Below are 19,151 nucleotides of genomic sequence, written 5' to 3' on the forward strand. Positions count from 1 at the left end.
AGACGGAAACACCGGCATCATGCCCCGGCCAGCCAGTCCCAGACCAGCCACCACCCACACTTACAGGTCCCTGAGGTGCGACGAGGAACGAGGAGTCTCGAAGGGATACCCGGAGAACCGCGTGTGGCTAGTGCGGGGGAGGGGGGACGTCGGCGGGGTCCATCGGATGCCAGGAGTCGTCCTTCCGCAGGCGGCGGTTCTCCCGGAAGCCGCGCACCAGGTCGCCGAAGCCCGTCAGCGTGCGCTGCACGACGACGAGCCGGAAGACCTCCTTGGCGAAGGTCAGCGCCGTGCCGATGCCGAAGCCGAAGCGGTTCAGCTGTCCGTGCGCGGCAAAGTACTTCGCCACATAGGCGCGGTTGCGCATCATGTGGAAGCGGAACAGCGGACTGCCGTCGTTGAGATGCCGCACGCCCAGGTTGACCTGGCGCTGTTCGCGCTGGCGGTGCAGCACGAAGGCGTCGACGTAGGCGACCTCGGTGTGCCGCGACGCCAGCCAGGCGTAGACCGCGTCGTCCCAGGTGATGAAGAACCGCGGATCGGGCAGGCCGATCAGGCGCACGATGTCGCTGTGGACGACCATGCCCTCGAAGGTGCCGGAGTTGGTCACCGCATAGCCGTGCTCGCGCAGATGTTTGCCCGAATACGGCAGTGGCACGCCGAGGAAGCGGTTGAAGCGCGCTTGCCAGTAGAACGGTTCGCCACTGGCGTCGTAGCGGCGGCCGTGCAACACCGAGAAACGCTCCATCCACGGGCGCAGCAGGGCTAGTGCGTCGCCGATGACCAGTACGTCGTCGTCCATGAGCCACGACCACGACGCGCCCAGCCCGACGGCGACCTCGACCCCGGCGTTGAAGCCGCCCGAGCCGCCGATGTTTTCGGCCATCCGGCGGTGCTCGACCCGCTGATGCGGCGTTCGCGCGCGCCAGGCGGCGACCACCTCGCCGGTGTCGTCGGTGCTGGCGTTGTCGATGAGGATGATCGCCCACGGAGCCGGGTCCATCGCGTCGATGCTGTCGAGGAGGCGGCCCAGCATGTCCGAGCGGTTGTAGGTGACGATCACCAGCGCGACTCGGTCCGCAGGCGGCACGGCCGGCAGTCCGGCTGCGGGGTCAGCGTGGGCCACGTCCGCGTGCCACCTTCCACAGTCCTGGCGTCCCGCCTGGAACGACCTGCGCGATTCTAGCCCGGAGGCCGGGGCAGACCAACCTCACCGGGCACCAGAGGTCGCATGGGAGAATCAGCGGGTGGGCCAGCCTCAAGTCATCGCTGTGGTCGTCACCTACAACCGCCGACGGTTGCTGGAGCGCATCCTCACCGCGCTCGCCGCGTCGACCCGGCTCCCCGACGGCGTGGTCGTGGTCGACAACGCCAGCACCGATGACACCCAGGCCTTCCTGGCCTCCTTCGACAGCCCGTTGTCGCTCCAGATCGAACGGCTGCCGGAGAACCTCGGGGGTGCCGGCGGCTTCGCTGCGGGACTCGACGCGGCCGTGCGCGCCGGTGCCGACTACGTCTGGCTCATGGACGACGACGGCGCACCGGACCCGGCCTGCCTGGAGCAGCTGCTCGCCTTCGCCGAGCCGGACCGGTTCATCGGCCCGGCCGTCGTCGCCGAGTCCGATGCGGCCCTGCTGTGCTTCACGCTGCGGCTGCCCGGCTCGACGCGGCTGCTGAAGACCTACGACGAGCTGGTCGCCGAGGCGAAGGGCGGCCTGGCCGACGGCGTCATCGCGGCGTTCAACGGCGTGCTCATTTCCAGTGACCTCGTGGCGCGGCTCGGGCTGCCGCGCGTCGAATACTTCATCTGGGGTGACGAGACCGAGTACAAGATGCGTGCCGAGGCCGCCGGTGCCCGCATCGCCACCGTCCCTGCGGCCCGTTTCTCTCACCCCAGCGATGCGATGTCGAATCACCCGATGTTCTTCGGGCGTATGACCTTCGTGTGGGCCAGCGGCGCGCTGGCCGACCTGAAGAACTACTGCGGTGCCCGCAACAATGTGGCCACCCTGCGCCGCTATCGCGGGGTGCTGTTCGTCCTGGGGTTCATGGGACGCCTGCTGTGGTTCACGCTGTTCACCCGCCGCGATCTGCACGGAGCGCTCCTGGGGCTGCGCGCGGCCTTCGACGGCTGGCGCGGCGACTTCACCCGCCACCCCCACTATCTCGCCGCCGCTCGCCGCTGACTGATGAGGCGCGTGCCGGTGGGTGCGCCAGGTCCCTGAGGCGCGAAGGCCGCTTGCGGCCGGAGCCTCGAAGGGACCGTGGTCCGACGCTGACTGAGCCTGGCCTTGGCCGGTGCGGGGTCCGGTGCGGGTGTAGCGTCGCGGTGTGTTTCGTCCGGTCATCCCGGCTGCCATCGCGCATCCGGTCCGGCTCCTGCCGCTGAGCTTCCTGGCGTTGATCCTCGTCGGGACGCTGGCACTGCTGCTGCCCGTCGCACGCGCCGGGCAGCACGCCCCGGACTTCATGCCGGCGTTCTTCACCTCGGCCTCGGCGGTCACCGTGACAGGCCTGGCCTCGGTCGACACCTCGACCTACTGGTCGCCGGCCGGTCAGGCGATCATCCTCGTGCTGGTCGAGATCGGCGGCCTCGGGATCGTTGCGCTGGCGACCGTGCTCGGTCTGTTCATCGGCGGCCGCCTCGGTTTGCGCACGCGCCTGGTGGCCCAGGCCGACATGCACGTGGTCAGCCTCGGTGAGGTGCGTCCGCTGTTCCAGCGCGTCGCCGTCGTGATGATGAGCTTCCAGGTGGTCATCGCCGCCATCCTCACGCTGCGCTATCGCGCCGAGTACTTCGACTCGTGGGCCACCGCCCTATGGCACGGCGTCTTCGACGCGATCATGGCGTTCAACAACGCGGGCTTCTCGCTCAATGCCGACAGCCTCACCCGGTACGCCGGAGACGGACTCATCATCATCCCGATCTGCGTCGGAGTGTTCTTCGGGGCCGTGGGTTTCCCGGTGCTGGCCGAGCTGTTCAGCGGCTGGCGCCGTCCGGGCCGCTGGACGATCCACACCCGGCTGACGGTGTGGGGGTCGCTCGGCCTGCTCGTGGTGGGCGCTGCGGGCTTCCTGCTGCTCGAATGGAGCAATCCCGGATCGCTCGGACCGCTGAGCTGGCACGACAAGCTCGTCTCCGGTCTGGAGGGCGGGATCATGCCGCGCTCGGGCGGCTTCAACAGCTTCGACTGGGGCCAGGTGCGCCCTGAGACGCTGAGCTTCGCCACTGTGCTGATGTTCATCGGCGGCGGCAGCGCGAGCACCGCCGGCGGCATCAAGGTGACCACTTTCCTGCTGCTCGCCTACGTCGTCCTGGCCGAACTGCGCGGTGACCCGCAGGTGACCATCGGCTCGCGCTCCATCGGGCCGAGGGTCATCCGCACCGCGCTGACGATCGCCTTGCTCTCGGTCATGCTCGTCACCGGGTCCACCTGGGTCCTCATGCTGCTATCGGACATCCCGTTCGACCATGCGCTGTTCGAGGTCACCTCCGCCTTCGCCACGGTCGGCCTCAGCACCGGGCTGACGGTGCACCTGTCGGTGGCGTCGCAGTTGGTGCTGATCCTCTTGATGTTCATCGGCCGGGTCGGCACCATCACCGCCGCCTCGGCCCTGGTCCTGCGCCGCCGGGCACCGCGCTACACGCTGCCCGAAGAGCAGCCGATTATCGGATAGACGAGGAGTTCGCATGGCGAGGAGCAAGGCGACATCACCCACAGCCCCGGTGATCGTGCTGGGCCTGGGGCGCTTCGGGCTGGCCACCGCGCGTTCGCTGGTGCAGCTCGGGCACGACGTGCTGGCCGTCGACGTGCGGCCCGAGATCGTGCAGAAGCACGCCAGCGACTTCACCCACGTCATCGCCGCCGACACCACCGACACCGAGGCACTGCGCCAGATCGGCGCGGAGCAGTTCGAGGTGGCGGTCGTCGGCATCGGCACCGACATCGAGGCCAGCGTGCTGACGGTGCTGGGCCTGCTCGACCTCGGCATCCCCGAGGTGTGGGCCAAGGCGATCAGCGGCAAGCACGCCGCGATCCTCGAACGGATGGGCGCGACCCACGTGATTCGCCCCGAGTCGCAGATGGGCAAGCGGGTGGCCCACCTGGTGACCGGCACGATGACCGACTTCATCGAGTTCGACGACGGCTTCGCTATCGCCCGGACGCGGGCACCGGAATGCGCCGAACGCCGCACGCTGGCCGAGGCGAACCTGCGCCAGCGCTTCGGCGTGACCATCGTCGGGGTCAAGACTCGCGGCGAGGACTTCACCTACGCCCAGCCCGACACCTACGTGGCGACCGGCGATGAGTTGATCGTCTCCGGGCCGACACCGAAGGTCGAAGCGTTCTGCGCGCTCAGCTGAGCGCTCTCCGGGGCTTGAGGCTGGACCCGCTGGCTGAGGTGCGCTCTCCGAGGCTCCGGCTGCGGACGGCCTACGCACCTCAGGGACCGTGAGGAACGAGCGAGCCGGGTCCTGAGGTGCCCCGACGAAGGAGGGGCCTCGAAGGGCGAGGCCTGCCGTGGGCGGGTCATTTCGAGGCTCCGCTCGTTCCTCGCTCCGCACCTCAATGACCGGGTTCGCGCCTATTGGCATCTTCTGAGCGGCTCCGGGCGCTAGGGTGAAGGCATGGTCATTGATCCGATCCTGGTGGAGACCCTCGTCTGCCCGCAGTGCCGAGATCGACCGTTCGTGGACGTCGACGCCTACGAGTTGGTGTGCCAGAACTGCCAGCTCGCCTATCCGGTCGTCGAGGAGATTCCGGTCATGCTGGCGCGCGAAGCTCGCGCCCTCTGAGGCCCCGATCGCGCCCGGTACGATAGGCCCGTGGATTTCAACGTCGCAGACCTCTCGCTGGCTGAATTCGGACGCAAGGAGATCTCCCTCGCGGAGCACGAGATGCCGGGCCTCATGGCCATGCGCGAGAGGTTCGGGCCGTCCCAGCCGCTTCAGGGTGCCCGGATCGCCGGATCCCTGCATATGACGATCCAGACCGCTGTGCTGATCGAGACACTCACCGCGCTCGGTGCCGACGTCCGCTGGGCCACCTGCAATATTTTCTCCACCCAGGACCACGCCGCCGCTGCGGTCGTCGTCGGCATCGATGGCACCCCCGAGGATCCGCAGGGTACGCCGGTCTTCGCGTGGAAGGGCGAGACGCTCGCCGAGTACTGGGACGAGGCCGAGAAGGTCTTCGCCTTCACCGACGAGAACGGTTTGCCCGTCGGCCCGAACATGCTCCTCGACGACGGCGGCGACATCACGCTGCTGCTGCACAAGGGGGTCGAGTACGAGTCGGCCGGTGTCGTGCCGCCGCAGGACTCCACCGACAACGAGGAGTTCAAGGAGGTGCTGCGCGTTCTCGACCGTTCGCTGAAGGCCGATCCGCAGCGCTGGACACGGATCGCTGCCGGTATCAAGGGCGTCTCGGAGGAGACCACGACCGGTGTGCTGCGCCTCTACGAGCGTTTCAAGGAGGGGTCGCTCCTCTTCCCGGCGATCAACGTCAACGACTCGGTCACCAAGAGCAAGTTCGACAACAAGTACGGCTGCCGTCACTCGCTGATCGACGGTATCAATCGCGCGACCGACGTGATGATCGGCGGCAAGATCGCCGTCGTCTGCGGCTACGGCGACGTCGGCAAGGGCTGCGCGGAGTCGCTGCGCGGCCAGGGTGCCCGTGTCATCGTCACCGAGATCGACCCGATCTGCGCGCTGCAGGCCGCGATGGACGGCTATGAGGTCCGCCGACTGGAGTCGGTCGTGGAGTTCGCCGACATCTTCGTCACCACCACCGGCAACTTCGACATCATCCGCGCCGAGCACTTCGAGAAGATGAAGAACCAGGCCATCGTCGGCAACATCGGCCACTTCGACAACGAGATCGACATGGTGGGTCTGGCCAAGATCCCCGGCATCGTCAAGGACGAGATCAAGCCGCAGGTCCATCAGTGGATCTTCCCCGACGGCAAGAAGATCATCGTGCTGTCGGAGGGCCGTCTGCTCAACCTCGGTAACGCCACGGGCCACCCGTCGTTCGTCATGAGCAACTCCTTCACCAACCAGGTGCTCGCGCAGATCGAGCTGTTCGCGAAGTCCGATTCCTACGAGATCGGCGTCCACGTGCTGCCCAAGCACCTCGACGAGGAGGTCGCCCGGTTGCACCTCGACGCCCTCGGAGTTGAGCTGACCGAGCTGACCAAGGAGCAGGCCGCGTACCTCGGCGTCGATGTCGCCGGGCCGTATAAGCCGGACCACTACCGCTACTGACTTCGGGCGGTGACGACATGAGCGAGCGTCAGCGAGCGGGTTGTGGTGTCATGTCGGCGCTGCCTATCGTTGCCGTTTCTCTGGCGATGCCGTCTCTGGCGGTGCCGACATGACCCGCAGGCGCTCCCACCACGACCGCGTCCTCATTGTCGATGACGACGCTTCGCTCGCGGAGATGCTGTCGATCATGCTCGACGGGGAGGGTCTGACGACGGCGGTGTGCCGGTCCGGTGACAAGGTGGCCCAGGCGCTGCAGGCGTTCCGGCCCGATGTGGTGCTGCTCGACCTCATGCTGCCCGGCAAGGACGGCATGGAGGTCTGCCGTCAGATCCGGGCGACCTCGACGGTGCCGATCATCATGGTGACGGCCCGCTCGGAGACCAGCGATGTCGTGGCGGGCCTGGAGGCCGGTGCCGACGACTACGTTGTTAAGCCGTTCGCCAACTCCGAGTTGATCGCACGCATCCGCGCCCGGCTGCGGCGCACCGATCAACTGCTCGAACCGCTGGTCTTCGGCGACATCGTGCTCGACCCGGTCGGCCACACGGTGACCCGCGCCGGGCAGCCGTTGGATCTGACCCCGCTGGAGTTCGACCTTCTGGCCTGCCTGCTGGGTACGCCCGAGCAGGTCTTCACCCGTGAGGTGTTGCTGCAGAGGGTCTGGGGCTACCACCATCCCGGTGACACCAAACTCGTCAACGTCCATATGACCCGGCTGCGCTCCAAGATCGAAGACGATGCAGAGAATCCCAGCATCATCCGGACTGTGCGCGGGGTCGGCTACCAGGCGATCACCCCGCAGTGACCGCCTTCGGGCGTCTCGCGCGCCACAGACCGGTCCCTGAGGTGCGAGGAGCTTGCGACGAGCCTCGAAGGGACTCACACCGCACCTCAATGACCGGGTTCGGGCCTCTGCGCCGCCACGTTTTATCCACAGGGTGCGCTGCGCCTGCTGGACTCCTGGCGACCTCCGGGGCACCGTGGCCGGGTGCGAGCCTGGGACCGATGGCGTGACGCGGCCGCCGACCTGGTGGTCGGGGCCGCCTGTGCGGGTTGCTCGGCCCCCGGCCCCCTCTGGTGTGCCGCCTGCGCCGAGGCGTGCCGGCCCCGACCGCACCTGGTCGAAGTGATCCGCAGCAGCGCCGCCGTACCGGTCGTCGCCGCCGTCGCCAACACCGGCCCGATGGCGCGCGCCATCGTGGCGTGGAAGGACCGCGGACGCCACCGGCTCACGGGGCCGCTCGCACACCTGCTGGCGTGCAGCTGCGTCCCGTTCTGCGACGGTCCGGGGCCGGTCGGCCTGGTCCCGATGCCCGCCGACCGCCGCCAGGTCCGGCGGCGCGGTGCGGACGTGGCCGCCGACCTGGCGGTCCACGCGGCTCGCCGGCTGATGGCGGTCGGTGTCGAGGCCGAGGCGCTGGCGGTACTCCGCCGCACTCGCGCCACACGAGACCAGGCGGGTCTGAGTGCCCGGCAGCGACGGGCCAACGTCGATGGTGCCTTCGCGGCGGACAGCCGGGCGCTCCAGCGGTGGCGAGCGCGGGGCGAATCGACCCTCCTCGTCGTCGACGACATCGTGACGACCGGTGCCTCTGCGGCCGAGGCGGCCCGCGCCTTGGCCGCCGCGCACGGGCATGTCGCCGGGATCGCGGTGGTGGCGTCCACCCCGAGGGCTTCCGGCTTCCCCAACGCCCGCTGAGAACTCGGCGGAAGTTCGCGTGCGCCCCTTCCCCTGGCGGCCCAAGCGGTCTACGGTCGCGCTATGGCATGAAGCACGCTCGTTTCATCACGCGGGAGGTATCTCATGGAAATCGTCGTCACCGGTCGCAACAGCGAGATCTCGGAGAGGTTCCGCGAACGGGTGCACGAGAAGCTGCACCGCATCGACAAGTTCGACAGCCGCCAGCGCATCAGCCGCATCGACGTCGAGGTGACGCACGAGAAGAACCCCCGCCAGCACGACCGCGCCGCCCGCGTCGAGTTGACCATGCGGTCGCGCGGCCCGGTGGTCCGGGCCGAGGCGTGCGCCACCGATCAGGCTTCCGCGCTCGACGCTGCCGTCGACAAGCTCGAGGCTCGCCTGCGCCGCGTTGTGGACCGCCGCCGCATCCATCGCGGCCAGCACGCGCCGATCTCGCTCGCCCAGGCCACCGCTGACGCGCCCGAAGACCTGCTGCCCGCCGTAGAAGCGGAGCCGGACCCCGCCGCCGCGAGTGCCTCGCCGGTGCAGATCGAGGGAGACGGGCCGATGGTGGTGCGCGAGAAGACGCACAAGGCACCTGCCATGACGCTCGACCAGGCGCTGTACGAGATGGAACTCGTCGGCCACGACTTCTACCTGTTCGTCGAGAAGGACTCGATGCAGCCGAGCGTCGTGTACCGCCGCCGGGGCTACGACTACGGCGTGATCCACCTCGATCCCGATCTCGGCTGACCGTGCGCCGGGCCGTCGCCGAGTCCCGGTGGCGGCCCGGCGCGGTACGTCCTCCACGGCTGGGAGAGTGGTTCCTGTGGGTCTGATATGGGATGATGCGGGGCGTGAGCGAGGTCAGTGAGCGCATTCGAGTCCTGCTCGTTGACGACCAGGAACTGTTCCGTAAGGGTGTGAGCATGGTGCTCGGGTCCGATCCGGGACTTGATCTCGTTGAGGTCACCGGTGGCGAGGAGGCCCTTGCCCAGGTCGCCGATAACCCGCCGGACGTGGTGCTGCTCGATGTCCGCATGCCCGGTCGCAGCGGCGTCGAGATCTGTGCCGCGATCAAGGAGACCTCGCCCAGCACCGGCATCGTCATGCTGACCGCCAGTGACGACGAGAGCGACCTGTACGACTCGATCAAGAGCGGTGCCTCGGGCTACCTGCTCAAGGACGGATCGACCTACGAGGAGGTCGGCCGGGCCGTGCGGCTGGTCGCCTCCGGGCAGTCGCTCATCAGCCCGGCGATGGCGACCAAGCTGCTGGAGGAGTTCGTCCAGATGTCGCAGGCATCGTCCTCGCAGCCGGGCAACCTCACCTCGCGTGAACTGCAGGTGCTGCGGCTCGTGGCCCGCGGCCTGTCGAACAAAGAGATCGCCGTCGAGTTGTACATCAGCGAGAACACCGTCAAGAACCACGTCCGCAACCTGCTGGAGAAACTGCAGATGAAGTCGCGCATGGAGGCGGCCCTGTACGCCATGCGCAGCAAACTCGTCGACGATGTGTGAGACGCCTGCGTGAGTCCGGCCTCGACGCCTCGACGCTACAGCCCCGCGCAGGCCCGGCGGATCGCCCTGGGCGCGCTCGGCTTCGCGCGAGGCCGTCCCGCCGCGACCGTCGGCCCGAGGCATCTGCGGGCCGTGCTCGACCGGCTCGGCCTGTTCCAGATCGATTCGGTCAACGTGCTTCAGCGGGCGCACTATCTGCCGCTGTACTCGCGGCTCGGTCCCTATGACGTCGACCTGCTGCACCGGGCCGCCGGCCGGGCACCGCGCCGGCTGGTCGAGTATTGGGCGCACGAGGCGGCCTATCTCGACGTCCGGCTGTGGCCGGCCCTGGGTTTTCGCCGCGCCGACGAGTCGGGCATGTGGAACGGGCCGCGCCAGGTGGCCCGTGAGAATGCCCGGTTCGTCGACTGGGTTCTGGCCGAGGTGGGCGAGCGCGGGCCGCTCACCGCCCGCCAGATCGAGGCCGACATCCCGCGCGAGCGGAGCCGCTGGGGCTGGAACTGGTCAGAGGGCAAGAAAGCGCTGGAATACCTGTTCTATCGGGGTGAGGTCATGGCGGCGGGCCGCAACGCCCAGTTCGAGCGGATCTACGACCTGCCCGAGCGGGTGCTGCCGGCCGACGTGGCCGAGCGGCCGGACCTGCCCGCAGACGAGGCCCATCGCGTGTTGGTCGGCCACGCGGCCCGCGCCCTCGGCATCGCCACGGCACCGTGCCTGCGCGACTACTTCCGGCTGGCCGCAGAGCCGGTCCGCCGGGCCGTCGCCGACCTCGCCGACGCCGGAGAACTCGTGCCCACGCGGGTCAGCGGGTGGGACCGGCCCGCCTGGCGGCACCGCGACGCCACCGTGCCTCGCGCCGTACACGCCCGCGCGCTCGTCAGCCCCTTCGATCCGCTGATCTTCGAGCGGACACGGCTCAAGGCGCTGTTCGGCATGGACTACCGCATCGAGATCTACGTGCCGGCACCGAAGCGGGTCTACGGCTACTACGTGCTGCCGTTCCTGCTCGGCGACGACCTCGTCGCGCGGGTCGATCTCAAGCACGACCGGGCCGCCGGGCACCTCGTGGTGCAGGCCGCCCACGCCGAGCCGCAGGCACCCGCGCACACCGCCGCCGAACTGGCCGCCGAACTGGCGACGATGGCCCGCTGGATCGGCGCACAGGAGGTGGTGGTCGCCGACCGGGGCGATCTGGCCGCTCTGTTGGCGCGGGCCGTGGCCGGGGCGCTGGGCTGACCGCCTAGACTCGCTGAAGTTCACGGCCCTTCGCCAGGAAGTCCATTCGGTATGCCCAAAATCATCGACAAGATCCTCCGCGCGGGCGAAGGCAAGATCCTTCGTCAGTTGGAGGCGGTCGCCGCCCAGGTCAACGATCTCGCCGACGAGTTCGCCGACATGAGCGACGAGGAGCTGCGCGGCATGACCACGGAGTTCCGTGAGCGGCTGGCCGACGGCGCGAACCTGGACGACCTCATGCCCGAAGCCTTCGCCGTTGTGCGCGAGGCCGCCGACCGGGTGCTCGGCCAGCGGCACTTCGACGTGCAGATCCTCGGCGGCGCGGCGCTGCACCTGGGCAATATCGCCGAGATGAAGACCGGTGAGGGCAAGACCCTCGTCTCGACGCTGCCGGCCTACCTCAATGCGCTGGCCGGCAAGGGCGTCCACGTGGTGACGGTCAACGACTACCTGGCCAAGTACCACGCCGACTGGATGGGCCGCGTTCACCGCTTCCTCGGCCTGAGCGTGGGCACCATTTTGCCGGGCATGAACGCCGCCGAGCGCCGCGAGGCGTACGCCTGCGACATCACCTACGGCACCAACAACGAGATGGGTTTCGACTACCTGCGCGACAACATGGCGACCGAGCTGGCCGCCTGCGTGCAGCGGGGCCATTTCTTCGCCGTGGTCGACGAGGTTGACTCCATCCTCATCGACGAGGCGCGCACGCCGCTCATCATCTCCGGCCCGACACAGGAGCAGGTCCAGTGGTACGGCGAGTTCGCCAAGATCGTCGGCACGATGACCCCCGAGGTCCACTACGAGGTCGACGAGAAGAAGCGCACCATCAGCGTCACCGATGCGGGCATCGACGCGGTCGAGAACGCGCTCGGCATCGACAATCTCTACGACTCGGTCAACACCCCGCTCATCAGCTTCCTCAACAACGCCGTCAAGGCGCGCGAGCTGTTCAAGCGCGACAAGGACTACGTCGTCATGGACGGCAACGTCCTCATCGTCGACGAGCACACCGGCCGCATCCTCGACGGACGCCGCTACAACGAGGGCCTGCATCAGGCCATCGAGGCCAAGGAGGGTGTGCGCATCCGTGAGGAGTACCAGACCCTCGCCACGATCACGCTGCAGAACTACTTCCGCCTCTACGAGAAGTTGTCGGGCATGACCGGCACGGCGATGACCGAGGCCAGCGAGTTCGACAAGATCTACGGCCTCGGCGTGGTGCCGATCCGCACCAACAAGGCGGTGGCCCGCGAGGACCTGCCGGATCTGGTGTACCGCACCGAGGACGCCAAGTTCGCTGCGGTCGTCGAGGACATTGTCGAGCGGCACCAGGCGGGCCAGCCGATTCTTGTCGGCACCACCAGCGTCGAAAAGAGCGAGCGGTTGTCGAAGATGCTGCGCAAGCGCGGTGTCGTCCACGAGGTGCTCAACGCCAAGCAGCATGAGCGCGAGGCCGCCATTGTCGCGCTCGCCGGTCACAAGGGCGCGGTCACCGTGGCCACCAACATGGCCGGACGTGGCACTGACATCATGCTCGGCGGCAACGTGGAGTTCCTGGCCGATCAGGCGCTGCGCAAGCAGGGCATGGATCCGGCCGACCCCGAGAGCGGCTACGAGGCAGCCTGGGCTGCCGCCGTGGCGAAGGCCGAGGCGCAGGTCAAGGCCGAGCACGACGAGGTTGTCGAACTCGGCGGCTTGGCCGTCATCGGCACGGAGCGCCACGAGTCGCGCCGCATCGACAACCAGTTGCGCGGCCGCTCGGGCCGTCAGGGCGACCCCGGCTCGTCGCAGTTCTACCTGTCGCTCCAGGACGATCTGATGCGCCTATTCAAGGCGGACTGGGTCGACTGGGTGCTGCAGCGCATGAATATCCCCGACGATGTGCCGATCGAGAACAAGCGGGTCACCGGTGCCATCGCGTCGGCTCAGGCGCAGGTCGAATCGCAGAACTTCGAGACGCGCAAGAACATCCTCAAGTACGACGACGTGATGAGCCGTCAGCGCGAGGTCGTCTACGCCGAGCGCCGCAAGGTCCTGGAGGGCGAGGACCTGCGTGACTGGGTGCGCTCGATGATCGAGCAGGTCATCACCGCCTACGTCGCCGGTGCCACCGAGGGCTTCGCCGAGGAGTGGGATCTCGAGGCGCTCTGGACGGCCGTCGGCACGCTGTACCCGATCGAGCTGACCATCGAGGACGTCGTTGAGCAGGCCGGCGGCCGGGAGCGGTTGCAGCGCGACAAACTCACTGAGACGCTCGTCGCGGACTGCCTGGCGGCCTACGAGCGCCGCGAGGAGGAGTTGACGCCGCAGGTGGCGCGCGATGCTGAGCGGCTGATCGTGCTGAGCGTGCTCGACCGGCAGTGGCGCGAGCACCTGTACGAGATGGACTACCTGCGCGAGGGCATCGGCCTGCGCGCCTACAGCCAGCGCGATCCGCTCGTGGAGTACCAGCGCGAGGGCTTCGACCTGTTCACCGCGATGATGGAGGCGGTGCAGGAGGAGGCCGTCGGCTACCTGTTCAACGTCAAGATCAACGTGGGCCAGCCGGCCGCTGTCGACGGCGAGGAGGCCGGGGAGGCTGCCAAGCCCGAGGTGAGCGCCAAGGGCGTGGTGCGCCAGCCCGAGCAGAAGCTCGCCTACTCGGCACCCACCGAGACCGGTGAGGCTGAAGTGCACACCGAGTCGGTGTCGCCGCAGGCCAACGCCAAGCGCCAGCAGGACAAGGCCAAGGCGAAGGCGCGGCAGAAGGCCAAGCAGCAGCGCAAGAGCCGCAAGTCCAACCGTTAGGGCGCGCGGCTCGTTCGTCACCGGTCCCTGAGGTGCGACGAGGAACGAGGAGCCTCGAAGGGACCTGCCATCGGAGGTTTCGCCCTTCGAGGCTGGGGGCGACTCCCTGAACGGGGCGCAGCGGAGTTCTCGGGGGGACTCCTTCGTCGGGGCACCTCAGGACCCGGCTCGCTCGTGCCTCAGCTGGCGGAACCGCTCAGGCCCATTCGAGGGCGGTGCAGCGCCACAGGGGCTGGCACCGGTGATCGTGGACGACCTCGAGGCGGACGGCCAGCGCACGGGAGCGCCCGCGATGGACGAAACGGCCTGCGATCTCGGCGATGTCCGGCTCGATGACCGAGACGTGGACCGACACCACACGGGCGTTGCCGGGGCGGCGTCGCGGCGGACGGGCTCCGAGCGTGGTGCGTCGCTCCAACGCCCGGTAGACGTCGGGTGCCAGCCATCCGGCGAGTTGACGGGCGGGCCGGTCGCCGGCGAGGACTTCGACGATGGCCTGCAGGAAGCGCGAGGACCGTTCCTTCAACGGCACACTGGGGCGCGGCCCGCGCTCAATGGGGGCGGGCAGCACCGGACGCTCGGCCGGGATCGGCAGCGGGATCTGCTCTGCCGGTGTCAGGTCGAGGCCGAGTGGCACGACGACAGCCAGTGTGGTCGCGGACCTCATCGCGCGTCCTGACCCGAAGCGGCCGGGGCGAGGAGCACCTGGCCGGGATGGATGAGGTTCGGGTCGGCACCGATCGCGGCGCGGTTGGCCTCGTGCCACGCTGCGGTGGCGGCGGCGATGTCGGCCTGGCTCGCGGCGGGGTCGAGATGCTCGCGCGCGATGGTCCACAGGCAGTCGCCGGAAGTGACGACGACGCTCTCCGGTGGCGTCGGCGGCTGCTCGGGGGCCACGGAGGTCACCGCGCGGTCGGGGAGCGGGAGGCCGTCGAGGTCGTGGGGCGCGGCCTGAGCGGTACTCGTGCCGAGCGTGAGGAGTGCGCCGCCGGTGAGCACTCCCACCAGCCACGCCGGGATCAGGCACCGGGTGAGCCGGTGCCGGTGCATTCCGAGGCCCACCGCGAGTGTGGCGACCAGGAGCCACAGCGACAGCCCCGCCAGGACCGCAGTGGCGAGCGCGGTCAGGGCCTGGTCGAAGTCGGTGCCGCCGAGGCGGTTCGGGGCTTCGGGAAGGCCGGGCACGGATGCCGCGAGGCCGAGGCTTGCGAGGAGCGCGGACGCTCCGATTCGTCGAAGACTGATATCTCGCATGAAAACCCCCGTTTGATAACGTTTGAAGACGTGTAATGACGATTACTAGCTTTCGGTATCCCGTGTCAAGGGGTGTTTCCGGGGTCCTGGGGAAAGCCCCGGCCTGAGCCGGGCGGTCGAGTCCGCGCCTCCGCTGAGACGCGCGCCGGTGGTCCCGCTGGCTGAGGTGCGTAGGCCGCTTGCGGCCGAGCCTCGAAGCCTGCGCTGGGCGGGTCATTTCGAGGCTCGCAAGCTCGCACCTCAATGACCGGTTCCGCCTATCCGCGCATCCGCTTAGGGTGGTGCTATGCGATGGCAGCGGTTGTTCGACGAGCTGGAAGCGTCGGTGGCCGACGAGGAGGCCCTGGAGCGCGAAGCCCTCGTCCACGACCTCGTCGACGAGGAATGGGCGCAGGCCTCCTCGTGCGACCTGATCTGGGGCGGGGTTGCCGTCGAAGCCCAGGGTGCGGGATGGATCGAGGGCCGCGTTCAGCGGGCGTCGCGCGATTTCGTCGTCGTGGAGGCTGCTGCGGGCGGGGAGACGGTGGTGGCCCGCTCGGCGATCCTCGGCTGGCGCGGCGGCGCCGGGCGCGCGCCGCAGCAGGGTCCCGTGACGGCGCGACTGGGATGGACGCAGCTGCTTCGCGCCCTGCGCGACGACGATGTCGCGGTGGTCGTGCGCCGCACGGACGGTTCCGTGGTGAGTGGGCAGATCGAGGCGGTGGCCGCCGACGCCGTGCGCCTCGGCGGCCTGGACGCCACTGCGATGTGGACGCCCTTCGCCGCCATCGCCACCCTTCGCCCCGGACCGCAGTGACGGGATTCGAAGGTGCCTGCCTCCTCAGGAGCCGCGTGTCGAGGCCAATTCCTCGGCGACCTCGCGCGGCCGGGTCGCGGCGGCGTAGCACCAGCCGTAGAAGGCGAACAGGCTCACCCAGATCGACAGCACGACGGCGTAACCGGTGGCCCACAGCCAGGTCGGCACCTCCGGCTTGCGCTCGCGCTGCAGGATCTGCGGCTCGTATGTCAGGTCGGCGATCTGTCCGGACGTCACCAGCACCTGTCGACCGCCCGGACCCTCGATGGCCGGATCGTCGGGCGCCCACAGCATGATGGCGACCATGTCGGTCGGCGGTAGGTGCACTCGCAATACCGTCTTGCCGTTGCCGTAGAAGGGCAGCTCCTGGGCGGAGCGGAACTGACCGGGCGTGCCGGTCGGCTCCATAGCCACGCGCATGATGCCGGGGGTCTTCGTGGCCGGGTCGAGCGGCACGGGGCCGTCGGTGGTGTGCCGCCCCTGCCAGTGCAGCGCGTAGATCCAGACGGCGTCCTCGACGGCCTGCGGATCAGTGAAGGTTGCCGTGACGTAGGCCGAGCAGGCGTCCGTGCCGTCGCAGGGCCGGCTGAGGTCGATCCGCGCCTGCAGATCCGCGTCGGCGCTCGGGGGTGCGTACACGCCCATGAGCGCCAGGAAGGTCAGCGCGCCGGCGGCCGCGAGGCCGTGGCGGCGCAGCCAGGTGGCCGGCCGCTCGCCGAGGGGTGCGTCGTCGCCGCTGGTGCGTTGCAACTGTTCCACGTGCCAGGTGCCGATGAAGGAGCCGGCGAGCGTCGCCATGAGACCGACCGAGAGGAGGAAGGGCAGCGAGTCGGCCGGGAACGGCTGCGGCAGCGGCATGAAGACCTTCGACCAGAGCCATTCGGCGTACAGCCCCACCGTGCCGATGAGCAGGGCCGAGACCGTGGCGAATCGGCGGACACGGGCTGTGCCGAGCGTCAGTGCCACTGCCTCGACGATGACCGCTGCGGGGAGGAAGAGCAGGAAGCGACCGATCAGGACGTGACCCATCGGCAGGTTCGACACCACCAAGAAGCCGTGTGCGACGAGGTACACGGCCCACCCGAGCAGGGCACCGCCCGGTCCGAACCAGAGCCGGCAGGCGACGTAGATCCAGCCGCACAGCAGTCCGGCGATGATGAACTGCGTGACCGCCGGGAACTGCGGCACGCCCATGTCGAACTCCATGAGGAATGCGAACGGGATGCTGCACAGACCAAGGAAGATGGTGGTGATCCAGCGACCGCGTTCACCGCTGGCACCGCGCGCGCCGAGCTGGCGCGATTCGCCGTAGAGCAGGGTGATGCCGAGGCAGCAGGTGACGGCACCGCCGATCATCAGGACGTGCGTCGGCCCCCATTCGGTCACGTCCTGGCCGTAGAGGCGGTGCCACAGGTCGTCGAGCGGGAAACCGACCAGCGACATCAGGCCGCAGGCGGTGACGACCGCCCCGCCGAGGGGCGCGTGCCAACGCGGCGAGATGCGCAAGGTGCGGCGGGGGAGCAGGTCGTCGCGGTAGGTCAGGCTCAGGACGCCCGCAGAGAAGAAGCCGAGGATGCCGAACAGGATGAAGTAGTGCGACGGATTGGCCAGGGGGCCTTCGTCGCGGCCGTCCTGCAGGTGGATCGGCACGTCCCACCAGACGCCGAAGCCGGCGGTGAGCAGGCTGGCGACGGTGAGCACGATGGGCCAGGCCGCCCAGCGGGGCAGCCCGAGCCAGCGCGACATGGCGGTGCCGATGCCGTGTTCGCCGCCGCGTCCCTGGACGCGCTCGCGCCAGATGACCCACAGGAGCGGGCAGGTCGCCGCCACGACGAGGAGGGCGGCGATGGCGATCTCGCCTGTTGCGGCGCCGCCGGCCGGTGGAGTGACGGTCTCGGTGATCGGGGTGGCGAACACGTGACTCTCCTTCAGGTACATCAACAGTGCCAATGTGCCATTGGCGCTGTCATCGTAAGTGGTGGGGGTGTCGGGTGCTATCGCAGGGGCCGTGACGCCAATCACTAGTCTGGATCCCATGACGCAGGCCCCCGCCGTCGACGCCCGGTATGTCGGTGCGATCGACCAAGGCACCACGAGCACTCGTTTCATGGTCTTTGACCACGCCGGTGCCGAGGTGGCGCGGCATCAGGTCGAGCACGAGCAGATCCTTCCGCAGGCAGGCTGGGTCGAGCACGATCCGGACGAGATCTGGCGCAACACCGGACTGTGCATTCGCGAGGCCCTCGCCTCGGCCGGCCTGACCCACGCCGATCTGGCGGCGGTCGGTGTGACGAATCAGCGTGAGACGACCGTCGTGTGGAACCGCCGCACGGGCGAGCCGTACACCAACGCGATCGTCTGGCAGGACACGCGCTCGGCCGACATCGCCGCCGCGGCCGACGCCTCGCACGGCGACCTCATCCGGCACCGCGCCGGGCTGCCGCCCGCAGCCTATTTCTCCGGCGGCAAGATCGCCTGGATCCTGCGGAACATCGACGGGGTGCGCGAGGCCGCCGGGGCCGGGGAGGCGATCTTCGGCACGACCGACACCTGGCTGCTGTGGTGGCTCACCGGCGGTCCCGACGGCGGGCGTCATCTCACCGATGTCACCAACGCCAGCCGCACCATGCTCATGGACCTGGAGACGCTCGACTGGGACGACGAGCTGCTGGCGGTCTTCGGCGTGCCGCGCGCGATGCTGCCGGAGATCCGCTCCTCTTCGGAGGTCTACGGACACACTTGCGCCGACGGTCCGTTCGGCGGCGAGGTGCCGCTGGCCGGGGACCTGGGCGATCAGCATGCGGCGCTCGTCGGCCAGGCGTGCTTCGAGCCGGGACAGCTCAAGAACACCTACGGCACGGGCAACTTCCTCGTGCTCAACACCGGATCTGAGATCGTGCGGTCCTCGCACGGGCTGCTGACGACCCTCGGCTACCAGTTCGGCGACGCTCCGGCGGTCTACGCGCTGGAGGGGTCCATCGCGGTCACCGGGTCGGCGATCCAGTGGCTGCGCGACCAGTTGGGGCTGATCCGCGAGGCTGCCGAGACCGAGGAGTTGGCCGCGAGTGTGGCCGACACCGGCGGCGTCGCCTTCGTGCCGGCCTTCTCCGGCCTGTTCGCGCCGCACTGGCGGGCCGACGCGCGCGGGGTGATCGTCGGCCTGTCGCGTTTCAACACCAAGGCCCATATCGCCCGTGCCGCCTTGGAGGCGATCTGCTTCCAGAGCAAGGATGTTGTCGACGCGATGGTCGTCGATGCCGGCCTCGATCTGTCGATCCTGCGGGTCGACGGCGGCGTGACGGCCAATGATCTGTGCATGCAGATCCAGGCCGACGTACTCGGTGTGACGGTCAGCCGCCCGGTCGTCACCGAGACCACGGCGCTGGGGGCGGCCTATGCTGCGGGCCTGGCGGTCGGCTTCTGGAGCGGCACCGACGAGTTGGTGGCGAACTGGGCCGAGAGCAAGCAGTGGCACCCGCAGTGGGATGCCGCCCAGCGCACTGCCGCGCACGCGCGTTGGACCAAAGCCCTGACCCGCACCCACGACTGGGTGTGAACCCGGTCTCTTCGAGGCTCCTCGTTCCTCGCGCGCACCTCCGGGGG

17 protein-coding genes are annotated in these 19,151 nt (G+C 68.9%); 13 read left to right on the forward strand and 4 right to left on the reverse strand.

Features of this window, described 5'->3' with window-relative positions:
* Positions 1-127: 127 nt before the first annotated feature.
* Complete coding sequence (locus tag QM597_RS04125; protein ID WP_415003605.1) at positions 128-1,126, reverse strand: glycosyltransferase; 999 nt, start codon at positions 1,124-1,126, stop codon at positions 128-130.
* A gap of 121 nt (positions 1,127-1,247) precedes the next feature.
* On the opposite strand from QM597_RS04125, the gene QM597_RS04130 reads away from it, so the two are divergent.
* From QM597_RS04130 to secA, 11 genes are all read left to right on the forward strand, one after another.
* A complete protein-coding gene (locus QM597_RS04130; protein ID WP_415003606.1) occupies positions 1,248-2,186 on the forward strand; it encodes a glycosyltransferase in 939 nt (312 codons plus the stop codon).
* A gap of 145 nt (positions 2,187-2,331) precedes the next feature.
* Positions 2,332-3,678, forward strand: a complete 1,347-nt coding sequence (locus QM597_RS04135; RefSeq protein ID WP_415003607.1) for a TrkH family potassium uptake protein — start codon at positions 2,332-2,334, stop codon at positions 3,676-3,678.
* Between the two features lie 13 nt (positions 3,679-3,691).
* Complete coding sequence (locus tag QM597_RS04140) at positions 3,692-4,366, forward strand: potassium channel family protein (RefSeq protein WP_415003608.1); 675 nt, start codon at positions 3,692-3,694, stop codon at positions 4,364-4,366.
* Positions 4,367-4,630: 264 nt separating this feature from the next.
* Positions 4,631-4,798: a Trm112 family protein gene (locus tag QM597_RS04145; RefSeq protein ID WP_415003609.1), complete on the forward strand. Its 168-nt coding sequence runs from the start codon at positions 4,631-4,633 to the stop codon at positions 4,796-4,798.
* Between the two features lie 30 nt (positions 4,799-4,828).
* Positions 4,829-6,271, forward strand: a complete 1,443-nt coding sequence (gene ahcY / locus QM597_RS04150) for an adenosylhomocysteinase (protein ID WP_415003610.1) — start codon at positions 4,829-4,831, stop codon at positions 6,269-6,271.
* A gap of 109 nt (positions 6,272-6,380) precedes the next feature.
* Positions 6,381-7,076 carry an MtrAB system response regulator MtrA gene (mtrA, locus tag QM597_RS04155; protein ID WP_415003611.1) on the forward strand — a complete coding sequence of 232 codons (696 nt, stop codon included), beginning with the start codon at positions 6,381-6,383 and terminating at the stop codon, positions 7,074-7,076.
* Between the two features lie 183 nt (positions 7,077-7,259).
* Positions 7,260-7,970 carry a ComF family protein gene (locus QM597_RS04160; RefSeq protein ID WP_415003612.1) on the forward strand — a complete coding sequence of 237 codons (711 nt, stop codon included), beginning with the start codon at positions 7,260-7,262 and terminating at the stop codon, positions 7,968-7,970.
* Positions 7,971-8,075: 105 nt separating this feature from the next.
* Positions 8,076-8,705: a ribosome hibernation-promoting factor, HPF/YfiA family gene (gene hpf / locus QM597_RS04165; RefSeq protein WP_415003613.1), complete on the forward strand. Its 630-nt coding sequence runs from the start codon at positions 8,076-8,078 to the stop codon at positions 8,703-8,705.
* Positions 8,706-8,809: 104 nt separating this feature from the next.
* Positions 8,810-9,472 (forward strand): response regulator, encoded by a 663-nt coding sequence (locus tag QM597_RS04170; protein WP_415003614.1) that lies wholly within the window; start codon positions 8,810-8,812, stop codon positions 9,470-9,472.
* 9 nt (positions 9,473-9,481) lie between these two features.
* Complete coding sequence (locus tag QM597_RS04175; protein ID WP_415003615.1) at positions 9,482-10,708, forward strand: winged helix-turn-helix domain-containing protein; 1,227 nt, start codon at positions 9,482-9,484, stop codon at positions 10,706-10,708.
* A gap of 63 nt (positions 10,709-10,771) precedes the next feature.
* On the forward strand, positions 10,772-13,498 hold the full coding sequence (gene secA, locus QM597_RS04180; protein ID WP_415003643.1) for a preprotein translocase subunit SecA: 2,727 nt from the start codon (positions 10,772-10,774) through the stop codon (positions 13,496-13,498).
* Positions 13,499-13,694: 196 nt separating this feature from the next.
* Here the strand turns inward: secA and QM597_RS04185 are convergent, their stop codons facing one another.
* Together QM597_RS04185 and QM597_RS04190 are read right to left on the reverse strand one after the other, a co-directional pair.
* Positions 13,695-14,165, reverse strand: coding sequence for an Rv3235 family protein (locus QM597_RS04185; RefSeq protein WP_415003616.1), 471 nt, complete (start codon positions 14,163-14,165; stop codon positions 13,695-13,697).
* Positions 14,162-14,683: a LysM peptidoglycan-binding domain-containing protein gene (locus tag QM597_RS04190; protein ID WP_415003617.1), complete on the reverse strand. Its 522-nt coding sequence runs from the start codon at positions 14,681-14,683 to the stop codon at positions 14,162-14,164. The genes QM597_RS04185 and QM597_RS04190 overlap by 4 nt, the downstream gene beginning before the upstream one ends.
* A gap of 355 nt (positions 14,684-15,038) precedes the next feature.
* Between QM597_RS04190 and QM597_RS04195 the strand changes: the two genes are divergently transcribed.
* Positions 15,039-15,548 (forward strand): hypothetical protein, encoded by a 510-nt coding sequence (locus tag QM597_RS04195; protein WP_415003618.1) that lies wholly within the window; start codon positions 15,039-15,041, stop codon positions 15,546-15,548.
* Positions 15,549-15,572: 24 nt separating this feature from the next.
* On the opposite strand, the gene QM597_RS04200 is transcribed toward QM597_RS04195, so the two are convergent.
* Complete coding sequence (locus QM597_RS04200; protein ID WP_415003619.1) at positions 15,573-17,465, reverse strand: hypothetical protein; 1,893 nt, start codon at positions 17,463-17,465, stop codon at positions 15,573-15,575.
* A gap of 118 nt (positions 17,466-17,583) precedes the next feature.
* Here QM597_RS04200 and glpK point away from each other — a divergent pair, with 118 nt between their 5' ends.
* Complete coding sequence (gene glpK / locus QM597_RS04205; RefSeq protein ID WP_415003620.1) at positions 17,584-19,104, forward strand: glycerol kinase GlpK; 1,521 nt, start codon at positions 17,584-17,586, stop codon at positions 19,102-19,104.
* The last annotated feature ends 47 nt before the right edge of the window (positions 19,105-19,151 follow it).

The organism is Aeromicrobium sp. (assembly GCF_047607065.1).
In the GTDB taxonomy this organism is placed as follows: Bacteria; Actinomycetota; Actinomycetes; order Propionibacteriales; family Nocardioidaceae; genus Aeromicrobium.

Excerpts from the sequence above, each read along its gene's own strand:
- QM597_RS04140 (WP_415003608.1), top strand. The coding sequence starts at position 3,692 with ATGGCGAGGAGCAAGGCGACATCACCCACAGCCCCGGTGATCGTGCTG.
- QM597_RS04145 (WP_415003609.1), top strand. The coding sequence starts at position 4,631 with ATGGTCATTGATCCGATCCTGGTGGAGACCCTCGTCTGCCCGCAGTGC.
- mtrA (WP_415003611.1), top strand. The coding sequence starts at position 6,381 with ATGACCCGCAGGCGCTCCCACCACGACCGCGTCCTCATTGTCGATGAC.
- hpf (WP_415003613.1), top strand. The coding sequence starts at position 8,076 with ATGGAAATCGTCGTCACCGGTCGCAACAGCGAGATCTCGGAGAGGTTC.
- QM597_RS04185 (WP_415003616.1), bottom strand. The coding sequence starts at position 14,165 with ATGAGGTCCGCGACCACACTGGCTGTCGTCGTGCCACTCGGCCTCGAC.
- QM597_RS04195 (WP_415003618.1), top strand. The coding sequence starts at position 15,039 with ATGCGATGGCAGCGGTTGTTCGACGAGCTGGAAGCGTCGGTGGCCGAC.
- glpK (WP_415003620.1), top strand. The coding sequence starts at position 17,584 with ATGACGCAGGCCCCCGCCGTCGACGCCCGGTATGTCGGTGCGATCGAC.